Here is a 12,053-nt window from a genome sequence, read left to right as displayed (position 1 = left end):
TGTCATACTTGCTGGCGTTACCCTTGTCACAAAATCCATCCACAAGGAGCCGCTATGACGCTGCCCATTATTCTTGACTGCGATCCGGGGCACGATGACGCGATCGCCATGGTGCTCGCCCTCGCCTCGCCAGAACTCGACGTCAAAGCCATTACCTCATCCGCCGGAAATCAGACGCCTGATAAAACCCTGCGCAACGTGCTGCGGATGCTGACGCTGTTAAAACGCACGGATATTCCGGTGGCCGGCGGTGCGATAAAACCGCTGATGCGCGAATTGATTATTGCCGACAACGTGCATGGCGAAAGCGGTCTCGACGGCCCTGCGCTGCCGGAGCCGGGCGTTGCGGCGCAGAGCTGCACCGCCGTTGAGCTGATGGCAAAGGTGCTGCGGGAGAGCCCGACGCCGGTCACGATAGTCTCCACCGGGCCACAGACCAACGTCGCGCTGCTGTTGAACAGCCATCCTGAACTGCATCGCAACATTGCCCGCATCGTGATGATGGGCGGTGCCATGGCGCTGGGTAACTGGACGCCAGCCGCCGAATTCAACATTTTTGTCGATCCGGAAGCAGCGGAAATCGTCTTCCAGTCAGGCATTCCGGTAGTCATGGCGGGCCTCGATGTGACGCATAAAGCGCAGATCCGCCGGGACGACATTGAGCGTTTCCGCGCGATTGGCGGTGAGGTGGCGAATGTGGTCGCAGAGTTGCTGGATTTCTTTATGGAATACCACAAACAGGAAAAATGGGGCTTCACCGGCGCGCCGCTACACGACCCGTGCACCATCGCCTGGCTGCTGAAACCCGAGATGTTCACCACCGTCGACCGCTGGGTTGGCGTTGAAACCCAGGGCAAATATACCCAGGGCATGACGGTGGTGGATTTCTTCTTCCTCACCAGCAACACACCCAACGCCACGGTGATGGTGGACATCGACCGCCAGGCATTTGTGGATCTGTTAGCGGAACGCCTCGCGTTTTACCGTTAAGGTTCGAACGGGCGTCGCTGAAACTGATCGTGCCCGCATTTCGGGCACAACGGCAGCACGTCCGGGGTGTAGATAGCCAGGTGGTAATGGCATTTCTCACACACCAGATTTCCCAGCCCCACCACCTCGCCGCTGTGGTAGACGCCGTGGTGGTTGAGATCCTGAAACACTTCGCGCCACTCGAGCTGCGTTTTGTCAGTGATGTCCGCCAGCTCCTGCCACAGGCTTTCTTTAATGACGCGCATAAACACGCTGTCATTAAGTTCGTCCTGACTCTCTTCATAGCTGCGGGCGAACTCTTCGAGGTCACGACGCACCGCGCGCGTGACCTCCTCAATTTCGGTACGCGTTAACTCCCCGGTTTGACTGACCCGTACTCGCGCATGTTCCACCAGCGCGTCGATATCGCGCTCTCCGTTGCGTAGACGCTCGGTCAGCGTCGTTACCAGTTCACGATAATAGTGAGCAACCTTGTTCATTGTGTCGTCTCCTGGGTCGTTAACTCTCTCTAATGATAGACCTTATTTGCAATCTGCTGTGTCAGCCTGCCCACAGACTCGGTAAATAAACGCCAGCGCTTAATGTGTGAAAGGCTGTTTTGCCGGGGACGTTTGGGCTATGCTATGCGGATCTGAAATAACACATCCATTGGCTACGTTTGTAGCTGTATTGAAAACAGGACCACTGGCTGCCATGCAAGAGCAATACCGCCCGGAAGAGATAGAATCGAAAGTCCAGCAACACTGGGATGAGAAGCGCACATTTGAAGTCACTGAAGACAACAGCAAAGAGAAATACTATTGCCTGTCGATGCTCCCCTATCCTTCTGGTCGACTACACATGGGCCACGTGCGTAACTACACCATCGGTGACGTGATCGCGCGTTATCAGCGCATGCTGGGTAAAAACGTCCTGCAGCCTATCGGCTGGGATGCGTTCGGTCTGCCGGCTGAAGGTGCCGCGGTGAAAAACAACACCGCGCCAGCGCCGTGGACCTACGACAACATCGCTTACATGAAAAACCAGCTCAAAATGCTTGGCTTCGGTTATGACTGGAGCCGCGAGCTGGCGACCTGCACCCCGGAATACTACCGCTGGGAGCAGAAATTCTTCACCGAGCTGTATAAAAAAGGCCTGGTCTACAAGAAAACCTCTGCGGTGAACTGGTGCCCGAACGACCAGACCGTACTGGCGAACGAACAGGTTATTGACGGCTGCTGCTGGCGCTGCGACACCAAAGTCGAGCGCAAAGAGATCCCGCAGTGGTTCATCAAAATTACCGCCTACGCTGACGAACTGCTGAACGATCTGGACACGCTGGATAACTGGCCGGACACGGTCAAAACCATGCAGCGCAACTGGATCGGCCGTTCTGAAGGGGTAGAAATCTCCTTCGACGTGACCGGCTACGCCGACAAACTGACCGTTTACACCACCCGCCCGGATACCTTCATGGGCTGCACCTACCTGGCCGTGGCGGCGGGTCATCCGTTGGCGCAGCAGGCAGCCGCGAACAATCCTGCGCTGGCGGCGTTTATCGACGAATGCCGTAACACCAAAGTGGCCGAAGCCGACATGGCGACCATGGAGAAGAAAGGCATCGACACCGGTTTCAGAGCGATTCATCCGCTGACCGGCGAAGCTATTCCGGTGTGGGCGGCAAACTTTGTGCTGATGGAATACGGCACCGGCGCCGTGATGGCCGTTCCGGGTCACGATCAGCGCGACTACGAATTTGCCAGCAAANNCGGCCTGTCCATCAAGCCGGTCATTCTGGCGGCGGACGGCTCTGAGCCGGATCTCTCCGAACAGGCGCTGACCGATAAAGGCACCCTGTTCAACTCCGGTGAGTTCAGCGGTCTCTCTTATGAAGACGGCTTCAATGCCATTGCTGACAAACTGGCATCCATGGGCGTTGGTGAGCGCAAGGTCAACTTCCGTCTGCGCGACTGGGGCGTTTCCCGTCAGCGCTACTGGGGCGCACCGATCCCGATGGTCACCCTGGAAGATGGCACCGTGATGCCAACGCCGGAAGATCAGCTGCCGGTGATCCTGCCGGAAGACGTGGTGATGGACGGCATCACCAGCCCGATCAAAGCCGATCCGCAGTGGGCGAAAACCACCGTTAACGGCAAGCCAGCGCTGCGTGAAACCGACACCTTCGACACCTTTATGGAGTCGTCCTGGTACTACGCGCGCTACACCTGCCCGCAGTATAACGAAGGCATGCTCGATTCTGACGCCGCCAACTACTGGCTGCCGGTGGATATTTACATCGGTGGTATCGAACACGCCATCATGCACCTGCTCTACTTCCGCTTCTTCCACAAGCTGATGCGCGATGCGGGCATGGTGAATTCTGACGAACCGGCAAAACAGCTGCTTTGTCAGGGCATGGTGCTGGCAGACGCGTTCTATTACGTCGGCGAAAGCGGCGAGCGTAACTGGGTCTCTCCGGTTGATGCTATCGTTGAGCGCGACGACAAAGGCCGCATCGTGAAAGCGAAAGATGCCGCGGGCCACGAGCTGGTGTATACCGGTATGAGCAAAATGTCGAAGTCGAAGAACAACGGCATCGACCCGCAGGTAATGGTTGAGCGCTACGGCGCGGACACCGTGCGTCTGTTTATGATGTTTGCCTCTCCGGCCGATATGACGCTGGAATGGCAGGAATCCGGCGTCGAAGGGGCAAACCGCTTCCTGAAACGCGTCTGGAAACTGGTTTACGAGCACACCGCGCTGGGTGCAGTTGCGCCGCTGAACGTCGCCGCGCTGACGGAAGACCAAAAAGCGCTGCGCCGCGACGTACATAAAACCATCGCCAAAGTCACCGATGATATTGGCCGCCGTCAGACCTTCAACACCGCCATTGCGGCGATCATGGAGCTGATGAACAAGCTGGCGAAAGCTCCGCAGGACGGTGAGCAGGACCGTGCTCTGATTCGCGAAGCACTGCTGGCGGTGGTACGCATGCTTAACCCGTTCACCCCGCACGTCAGCTTTACGCTGTGGCAGGAGCTGGGCGGCGAAGGCGATATCGACCACGCGCCGTGGCCGGTCGCTGACGAAAAAGCGATGGTGGAAGACAGCACGCTGGTCGTGGTCCAGGTAAACGGTAAAGTTCGTGGTAAAATTACCGTTCCGGTGGATGCCACCGAAGAACAGGTTCGTGAACGTGCGGGCCAGGAACATCTGGTAGCGAAATATCTTGACGGTGTTACCGTACGTAAAGTGATTTACGTACCGGGTAAACTGCTCAACCTGGTCGTTGGCTAAGCGCGGGAGGAAGCGTGCGACATCTGGCAACATTATTGTTATCTCTGGCGGTGCTGGTCACTGCCGGATGCGGCTGGCACCTGCGTAGTACAACGCAGGTTCCGGACACGATGAAAACCATGATTTTCCAGTCTGGCGACCCCAATGGCCCGTTGAGCCGTGCGGTGCGTAACCAGCTGCGTCTGAATGGCGTAGAGCTGGTGGATGGCAGCACGCTGCGTAAGGACATCCCGTCCCTGCGCCTGCTGGGCTCCGCCATCAGTAAAGATACGGCGTCTATTTTTCAGGATGGTCGTACGGCGGAATATCAGATGGTGCTGACCGTCAGCGCCAGCGTGCTGATTCCGGGCCATGACATCTACCCGATCAGCACGAAGGTGTATCGTTCCTTCTTCGATAACCCGCAAACGGCGCTGGCAAAAGACGCAGAACAGAGCCTGATCATTCAGGAGATGTACGACAAGGCCGCGGAGCAGTTGATCCGCAAACTGCCAAGCGTACGGGTTGCTGATGCTCAGGAAACGAAAAACGACACAGTGCCGGTGACCACTACCGAAGAAATGTCATCCGACTCGCGTGTCTCCACGACGCTGGGTAACTGATGATTCGGTTGTACCCGGAACAACTCCGCGCGCAGCTCACTGAAGGGCTGCGCGCGGCGTATCTGCTGCTCGGCAATGATCCGCTGCTGCTGCAGGAAAGCCAGGACGCGGTGCGTCAGGCGGCTGCGGCGCAGGGGTTCGAAGAACACCACACCGTCAGCATTGACGCCAGCACTGACTGGAATGCCCTTTTCTCTCTCTGCCAGGCGATGAGTCTTTTCGCCAGTCGGCAAACTATTCTGCTGCTGTTGCCGGAGAACGGCACCAACGCGGCGATCAACGAACAGCTCACTACGCTTATCAGCCTGCTGCATGACGATCTGCTGCTGATCTGCCGTGGCAACAAGTTCACCAAAGCGCAGGAAAATGCCGCGTGGGTGACGCAACTTGCCAACCGTTCGGTATTGGTCACCTGCCAGACGCCGGAACAGGCGCAGTTGCCGAAATGGCTGGCGGCGCGCGCCCGGCAGCTTAAGCTGCAACTTGATGACGCCGCAAGCCAGCTGCTGTGCTACTGCTATGAAGGTAACCTGCTGGCGCTGTCGCAGGCGCTGGAACGGTTGGCGCTGCTGTGGCCGGACGGCAAACTGACACTGCCGCGCGTCGAAAAAGCAGTAAACGACGCCGCCCATTTCACCCCCTTCCACTGGCTCGATGCGCTGCTCGCCGGGAAAAGCAAACGGGCGCTGCACATTCTTCAGCAGTTGCGTCTGGAAGGCAGCGAACCGGTGATTCTGTTACGTACCCTTCAGCGCGAACTGCTGATGCTGGTCACGCTCAAACGCCAGTCGGCACACACTCCGCTGCGTACGCTGCTCGATAAGCATCGCGTCTGGCAGAATCGTCGACCGCTCATCACCGACGCGCTGAACCGCCTGAGTGCCGCCCAGTTGCGGCAGGCCGTGACGCTGCTGAGCCGTACCGAGTTAACGCTGAAAAAGGATTACGGTCAGTCCGTCTGGGCTGAGCTGGAAAGCCTTTCTCTGCTACTCTGTCATAAGGCACTGGCTGACGTATTTATTGATGGATGATATGACATCGTTGCAGGCAATTTATGGTGGCACCTTTGATCCGGTGCATTACGGGCATCTGAAACCGGTAGAAATTCTGGCAAACCAGATTGGTCTGTCGAAAGTGATCATCATTCCCAACAATGTGCCGCCACACCGCCCGCAGCCGGAAGCCAGCAGCGAACAGCGTAAGCGGATGGTCGAACTGGCGATCGCCGATAAGCCGCTGTTTGTGCTCGATGAGCGGGAGCTGAAACGCGATACCCCTTCCTGGACCGCGCTGACCTTAAAAGAGATGCGTGAAGAAGCGGGGGCGCAAAAGCCGCTGGCGTTTATCATCGGCCAGGATTCACTGCTGAATTTCCCCACCTGGCACCAGTACGAAACGATCCTCGATAACGCGCATCTGATTGTCACCCGCCGTCCTGGTTATCCGTTAGAAATGGCGCAAGAGCAGCATCAGCGGTGGCTGGAAAATCATCTGACCTGGGATATCGAGAATCTGCATTCGCAGCCTGCGGGTAAAATCTACCTGGCGGAAACGCCGTGGTTTGATATCTCCGCCACCATTATTCGCGAACGGCTGGAGAAAGGAGAGCCGTGCGACGACCTGCTGCCGGAAGCGGTGCTGGAATACATTCATCAGCACGGTCTGTATCAGGCGGGGTAGTGATGAAACTGTGGCTGGTTCGACACGGTGAAACGGATGCCAACGTCGCAGGCGTATACAGCGGCCATGCGCCAACCTCGCTGACGCCACGCGGCATCGCGCAGGCGGAAACCCTCGCCACGCTGCTTCAGCATGTGCCCTTCGACCAGCTATTATGCAGCGAACTCGAGCGTGCGCAGCATACCGCGCGGCTGGTGCTCGCCGGGCGCACCGTGCCGACGTTCACCACCCCGCTGCTCAACGAAATGTATTTCGGTGACTGGGAAATGCGCCACCATCGCGATCTGACCGTTGAAGACAGCGAAAATTACGCTGCGTGGTGCGCCGACTGGCAGCACGCCACGCCGACCAACGGCGAAGGGTTTCAGGCATTTTCTCGCCGCGTGAAGGATTGCCTTGCCCTGTTGCAGGAACACCACCACCATCAGCATATTCTGGTGGTCAGCCATCAGGGCGTATTAAGCCTGATGATAGCTCTGCTGCTGGGGCTTCCCCCGGCGGCGATGTGGCACTTCCCCGTCGATCAGGGCGCCTGGAGTCTGTTTGATGTAAGGGATGATTTTATCTCGCTTCAGGTGCTTAATAGTCGTGCAATTTACGAGAAAGCATCAGGATAACTCTATTTTCTTTCTTCACCCGCCCCCAGACCATTGACACGCCGGGACAGGCTGCTATTCTCCGCAGCCAGACAGCGCTTCCCGTCAGGTTTACAGAAATTGTTTTACAAAAATGGCGATGCAATCCCCAACGATGAATGGGATGATAGCGCGCCTTAAACCTGTCCGGTGACATTTGTCCCGACATCGCCTTCAGTTCGGGTATACTATCTGGCTGTTTATTGTTATTCATTTTCACGCACCCAGGGGGAACACTTGCAGGGTAAAGCACTCCAGGATTTTGTAATCGACAAAATTGATGACCTGAAAGGTCAGGATATCATCGCCTTAGACGTTCACGGCAAATCCAGCATCACCGACTGTATGATTATCTGCACCGGCACCTCCACACGCCACGTGATGTCTATTGCCGATCATGTTGTCCAGGAATCCCGCGCCGCAGGCATGCTACCGCTCGGTGTGGAAGGCGAAAACGCCGCCGACTGGATTGTTGTCGATTTAGGCGATGTGATTGTCCACGTGATGCAGGAAGAAAGTCGTCGCCTGTATGAGCTGGAAAAACTCTGGGGTTAATGCGTGAAGCTGCAACTGGTCGCCGTTGGCACCAAAATGCCGGACTGGGTACAGACAGGATTTACTGAATATCTGCGCCGTTTTCCTAAAGATATGCCGTTTGAACTGGTGGAAATCCCCGCCGGTAAGCGCGGTAAAAACGCAGATATCAAACGCATTCTTGATAAAGAGGGCGAACTGATGCTGGCCGCCGCAGGCAAAAACCGCATCGTCACCCTCGATATTCCAGGCAAACCCTGGGATACGCCGCAGCTGGCGCTGGAGCTGGAGCGCTGGAAGCAGGATGGCCGGGACGTCAGTCTGCTGATTGGCGGCCCTGAGGGGCTATCCCCCGCCTGTAAAGCCGCGGCAGAGCAAAGTTGGTCTCTCTCCGCCCTGACGCTGCCGCACCCGCTGGTTCGGGTTCTGGTTGCCGAAAGCCTTTACCGGGCGTGGAGCATTACCACCAACCACCCTTACCACCGCGAGTAATGATGACCAGGGTAGATTAAGCAGCGGATGAAACTACAGAATTCTTTTCGCGACTATACGGCTGAGTCCGCGCTGTTTGTGCGTCGGGCACTGGTCGCCTTTACGGGGATTTTGCTGCTTACCGGCGTGCTGATTGCCAACCTCTATAATCTGCAGATTGTCCGTTTCACTGATTACCAGACCCGCTCTAACGAAAACCGCATCAAACTGGTTCCCATCGCCCCGAGTCGCGGCATTATTTACGATCGCAACGGTACACCGCTGGCGCTTAACCGCACCATCTACCAACTGGAGATGATGCCGGAAAAAGTCGATAACGTGCAGGATACCCTTGAGGCCCTGCGCAGCGTCGTCGAACTGAGCGACGATGATATCGCCGCGTTCAAGAAAGAGCGCTCACGTTCACACCGCTTTACCTCGATCCCGGTGAAAACCAACCTCACGGAAGTGCAGGTGGCGCGTTTTGCCGTCAATCAATACCGCTTCCCGGGCGTGGAAGTGAAAGGCTATAAGCGACGCTACTATCCCTTCGGTTCCGCGTTGACTCACGTCATCGGCTACGTCTCTAAAATTAACGATAAAGACGTCGAACGTCTGGATAAAGACGGCAAACTGGCAAACTACGCAGCGACGCATGACATCGGTAAGCTGGGTATCGAACGCTATTATGAAGACGTGCTGCACGGTCAGACCGGCTATGAAGAGGTCGAGGTCAACAACCGTGGACGCGTTATTCGCCAGCTCAAAGAAGTGCCGCCGCAGGCCGGGCACGACATCTATCTGACACTCGATCTGAAACTACAGCAGTACATTGAAACTCTGCTGGCGGGCAGCCGCGCCGCGGTGGTGGTCACCGATCCACGCACCGGGGGAATTCTGGCGCTGGTATCAATGCCCAGCTATGACCCGAACCTGTTCGTTGACGGCATCTCCAGCAAGGACTATTCCGGCCTGCTGAATGACCCGAATACCCCGCTGGTAAACCGTGCCACGCAAGGGGTTTATCCGCCGGCCTCCACCGTGAAGCCATTTGTCGCCGTCTCGGCGCTGAGTGCAGGTGTGATCACCCGCAATACCAGTCTGTTCGACCCGGGCTGGTGGCAGTTGCCGGGCTCGGAAAAACGCTATCGCGACTGGAAAAAATGGGGTCATGGTCACCTGAACGTCACTAAATCGCTGGAAGAATCCGCCGATACCTTCTTCTATCAGGTGGCGTACGACATGGGCATTGACCGGCTCGCGTTGTGGATGGGCAAATTTGGTTACGGCCATTACACCGGTATCGATCTCTCCGAAGAGCGTTCCGGGAACATGCCGACCCGCGAGTGGAAACAGAAACGCTTTAAGAAACCGTGGTATCAGGGCGATACCATTCCGGTCGGCATCGGCCAGGGGTACTGGACCGCCACGCCAGTTCAAATGAACAAAGCGCTGATGATCCTTATCAATGATGGCGTGGTCAAAGTGCCGCATCTGCTGATGAGCACCGTTGAGGACGGTAAAAAAGTGCCGTGGTCACAGCCGCAGGAAACGCCGGTGGGCGACATTCACTCCGGCTTCTGGGAAATTGCTAAAGACGGCATGTTCGGCGTGGCCAACCGGGGTAACGGGACGGCGCATAAATACTTTGCCGGCGCCCCCTACAAAGTGGCAGCGAAATCCGGTACGGCGCAGGTCTTTGGCCTGAAAGCGAACGAAACGTATAACGCGCATAAGATTGCTGAACGTCTGCGTGACCATAAACTCATGACGGCATTCGCCCCTTACGACAATCCTCAGGTCGCTGTGGCGATGATTCTGGAGAACGGCGGTGCGGGCCCGGCGGTCGGGACGATTATGCGTCAGATCCTCGATCACATTATGCTTGGCGATAACAACACGGTTCTGCCTGCGGAAAATCCGGCAGTATCGGCAGCGGAGGACCAATAATCATGACGGATAATCCGAACAAAAAATCGTTCTGGGATAAAGTCCATCTCGATCCGGCAATGTTGCTGATCCTGCTGGCGCTGCTGGTGTATAGCGCGCTGGTTATCTGGAGCGCCAGCGGCCAGGATATCGGTATGACGGAGCGCAAAATCGGCCAGATCGCCATGGGTCTGGTGATCATGGTGGTGATGGCGCAGATCCCGCCGCGCGTCTACGAAGGCTGGGCACCGTGGCTGTACATCTTCTGTATTATCCTGCTGGTCGCCGTGGATGCCTTCGGCGCCATCTCGAAAGGCGCGCAGCGCTGGCTGGATCTGGGTATTGTCCGCTTCCAGCCGTCGGAAATCGCCAAAATCGCCGTACCGCTGATGGTGGCGCGTTTTATCAACCGTGACGTCTGTCCCCCGTCGCTGAAAAACACCGGTATCGCGCTGGTATTGATTTTTCTGCCGACGCTGCTGGTGGCGGCGCAGCCTGACCTCGGAACATCAATTCTGATCGCTCTGTCCGGTCTGTTTGTGCTGTTCCTGTCCGGGCTGAGCTGGCGGCTGATTGCGATCGCCGTGCTGCTCATCGCGGCCTTTATCCCGATATTGTGGTTCTTCCTGATGCACGATTATCAGCGCCAACGCGTGATGATGTTGCTCGATCCGGAAACCGATCCGCTCGGTGCGGGCTATCATATTATTCAGTCGAAAATTGCTATCGGTTCCGGCGGCCTGCGCGGTAAAGGCTGGCTGCACGGGACGCAATCGCAACTGGAGTTTTTGCCGGAGCGCCATACGGACTTTATTTTCGCTGTCCTCGCGGAAGAACTGGGGTTAATCGGCATTCTGATCCTGCTGGCGCTGTATGTTCTGCTGATCATGCGCGGGTTGTGGGTTGCCGCTCAGGCGCAGACCACCTTTGGTCGCGTCATGGCCGGTGGCTTGATGCTGATTTTATTCGTTTATGTGTTCGTAAATATTGGTATGGTGAGTGGTATCCTGCCGGTGGTTGGCGTTCCGCTGCCGCTGGTGAGTTACGGGGGGTCAGCCCTGATCGTGCTCATGGCCGGGTTTGGTATCGTAATGTCGATCCATACCCACAGGAAAATGTTGTCGAAAAGCGTGTAAGGGGTGCGCAATGCGTAAGCTTTGGATTGGAGTCTGCATCGCCGCAGGTGTACTGGCGGGTTGTACGAGCGATGATGGTCAGCAGCAGACCGTCACCACGCCGCAACCGGCCGTGTGTAATGGTCCGGTCACGGAAATCGGCGGCGCCGACCCCCGCTTTGAACCGCTGAACGCCACTGCGAATCAGGATTATGAGCGCGACGGTAAAAGCTACAAAATCGTTCAGGATCCGTCCCGCTTCAGTCAGGCAGGTTTTGCCGCGATTTATGATGCCGAGCCGGGTAGCAACCTGACCGCCAGCGGTGAAGCGTTCGATCCGATGCAGCTGACTGCGGCGCATCCGACACTGCCGATCCCAAGCTATGCACGTATCACTAACCTGGCAAATGGCCGTATGCTGGTGGTACGCATTAACGATCGCGGTCCATACGGCAACGATCGCGTGATTTCGCTCTCCCGCGCTGCCGCCGACCGCCTGAATACGTCGAACAACACCAAAGTGCGTATCGACCCGATTATCGTCGCACAGGATGGTTCACTCTCCGGCCCGGGCATGGCATGTACCACGGTCGCCAAACAGACTTACGCCCTTCCCTCGCGCCCTGATTTGAGCGGCGGTATGGGAAGCGTATCTTCAGCCCCGCAGGCACAAACGCCGGAAACGGACGTTCGCCCGATCAGCAATACGACGCTGAAACCCGAAGACGCCACCGGCGCGCCGGTCAGCAGCGGCGGTTTCCTGGGCGCGGCAACGCCGCTGAACAATGGCGTGCTGGAGAGCAGCGAACCTGCCACGCCTG

The 12,053-nt window shown here is 57.1% G+C and carries 12 protein-coding genes; 11 read left to right on the top strand and 1 reads right to left on the bottom strand.

Going from position 1 to position 12,053, the window contains the following annotated elements:
- Window positions 1–54: 54 nt before the first annotated feature.
- The gene (rihA, locus tag GM30_RS07410) at window positions 55–990 is read left to right on the top strand and encodes a pyrimidine-specific ribonucleoside hydrolase RihA (protein WP_049848100.1); all 936 of its coding nucleotides are present in this window, start codon (window positions 55–57) and stop codon (window positions 988–990) included.
- Here rihA and GM30_RS07405 read toward each other — a convergent pair.
- Window positions 987–1,469 carry a zinc ribbon-containing protein gene (locus tag GM30_RS07405; protein WP_049848099.1) on the bottom strand — a complete coding sequence of 161 codons (483 nt, stop codon included), beginning with the start codon at window positions 1,467–1,469 and terminating at the stop codon, window positions 987–989. The two genes, rihA and GM30_RS07405, sit on opposite strands and share 4 nt — an antisense overlap.
- A 214-nt stretch (window positions 1,470–1,683) precedes the next feature.
- On the opposite strand from GM30_RS07405, the gene leuS reads away from it, so the two are divergent.
- From leuS to rlpA, 10 genes are all read left to right on the top strand, one after another.
- On the top strand, window positions 1,684–4,266 hold the full coding sequence (gene leuS, locus GM30_RS07400; RefSeq protein WP_155483941.1) for a leucine--tRNA ligase: 2,583 nt from the start codon (window positions 1,684–1,686) through the stop codon (window positions 4,264–4,266).
- 14 nt (window positions 4,267–4,280) lie between these two features.
- Window positions 4,281–4,868 (top strand): LPS assembly lipoprotein LptE, encoded by a 588-nt coding sequence (gene lptE, locus GM30_RS07395; protein WP_049848097.1) that lies wholly within the window; start codon window positions 4,281–4,283, stop codon window positions 4,866–4,868.
- Window positions 4,868–5,899 carry a DNA polymerase III subunit delta gene (holA, locus tag GM30_RS07390; protein ID WP_049848096.1) on the top strand — a complete coding sequence of 344 codons (1,032 nt, stop codon included), beginning with the start codon at window positions 4,868–4,870 and terminating at the stop codon, window positions 5,897–5,899. The genes lptE and holA overlap by 1 nt, the downstream gene beginning before the upstream one ends.
- Window positions 5,892–6,548, top strand: a complete 657-nt coding sequence (gene nadD / locus GM30_RS07385) for a nicotinate-nucleotide adenylyltransferase (RefSeq protein ID WP_049848095.1) — start codon at window positions 5,892–5,894, stop codon at window positions 6,546–6,548. The genes holA and nadD overlap by 8 nt, the downstream gene beginning before the upstream one ends.
- Window positions 6,549–6,550: 2 nt before the next feature.
- A complete protein-coding gene (locus GM30_RS07380; protein ID WP_049848094.1) occupies window positions 6,551–7,165 on the top strand; it encodes an adenosylcobalamin/alpha-ribazole phosphatase in 615 nt (204 codons plus the stop codon).
- A 255-nt stretch (window positions 7,166–7,420) separates the two neighbouring features.
- Window positions 7,421–7,738 carry a ribosome silencing factor gene (gene rsfS / locus GM30_RS07375; protein ID WP_049848093.1) on the top strand — a complete coding sequence of 106 codons (318 nt, stop codon included), beginning with the start codon at window positions 7,421–7,423 and terminating at the stop codon, window positions 7,736–7,738.
- Between the two features lie 3 nt (window positions 7,739–7,741).
- The gene (gene rlmH / locus GM30_RS07370; protein WP_038159501.1) at window positions 7,742–8,209 is read left to right on the top strand and encodes a 23S rRNA (pseudouridine(1915)-N(3))-methyltransferase RlmH; all 468 of its coding nucleotides are present in this window, start codon (window positions 7,742–7,744) and stop codon (window positions 8,207–8,209) included.
- 27 nt (window positions 8,210–8,236) lie between these two features.
- Window positions 8,237–10,138 (top strand): peptidoglycan DD-transpeptidase MrdA, encoded by a 1,902-nt coding sequence (gene mrdA, locus GM30_RS07365; protein ID WP_049848092.1) that lies wholly within the window; start codon window positions 8,237–8,239, stop codon window positions 10,136–10,138.
- A gap of 2 nt (window positions 10,139–10,140) precedes the next feature.
- Entirely contained in the window at window positions 10,141–11,253 is a 1,113-nt protein-coding gene (mrdB, locus tag GM30_RS07360; protein WP_049848091.1) for a peptidoglycan glycosyltransferase MrdB, read from the top strand.
- A gap of 10 nt (window positions 11,254–11,263) precedes the next feature.
- Window positions 11,264–12,053, top strand: a 790-nt coding sequence (gene rlpA, locus GM30_RS07355) for an endolytic peptidoglycan transglycosylase RlpA (RefSeq protein WP_049848090.1), incomplete at its 3' end; no start/stop codon positions are given.

Source organism: Trabulsiella odontotermitis (assembly GCF_001188485.1).
Lineage (GTDB): Bacteria > Pseudomonadota > Gammaproteobacteria > Enterobacterales > Enterobacteriaceae > Trabulsiella > Trabulsiella odontotermitis_A.
Note: the sequence above shows the minus strand (reverse complement) of the source record. Positions and strands in the feature narration are given on the sequence as shown.

Coding starts and splice junctions, on each gene's coding strand:
- GM30_RS07405 (WP_049848099.1), bottom strand. CDS start 1,469: ATGAACAAGGTTGCTCACTATTATCGTGAACTGGTAACGACGCTGACC.
- holA (WP_049848096.1), top strand. CDS start 4,868: ATGATTCGGTTGTACCCGGAACAACTCCGCGCGCAGCTCACTGAAGGG.
- mrdA (WP_049848092.1), top strand. CDS start 8,237: ATGAAACTACAGAATTCTTTTCGCGACTATACGGCTGAGTCCGCGCTG.
- nadD (WP_049848095.1), top strand. CDS start 5,892: ATGGATGATATGACATCGTTGCAGGCAATTTATGGTGGCACCTTTGAT.
- mrdB (WP_049848091.1), top strand. CDS start 10,141: ATGACGGATAATCCGAACAAAAAATCGTTCTGGGATAAAGTCCATCTC.
- GM30_RS07380 (WP_049848094.1), top strand. CDS start 6,551: ATGAAACTGTGGCTGGTTCGACACGGTGAAACGGATGCCAACGTCGCA.
- rihA (WP_049848100.1), top strand. CDS start 55: ATGACGCTGCCCATTATTCTTGACTGCGATCCGGGGCACGATGACGCG.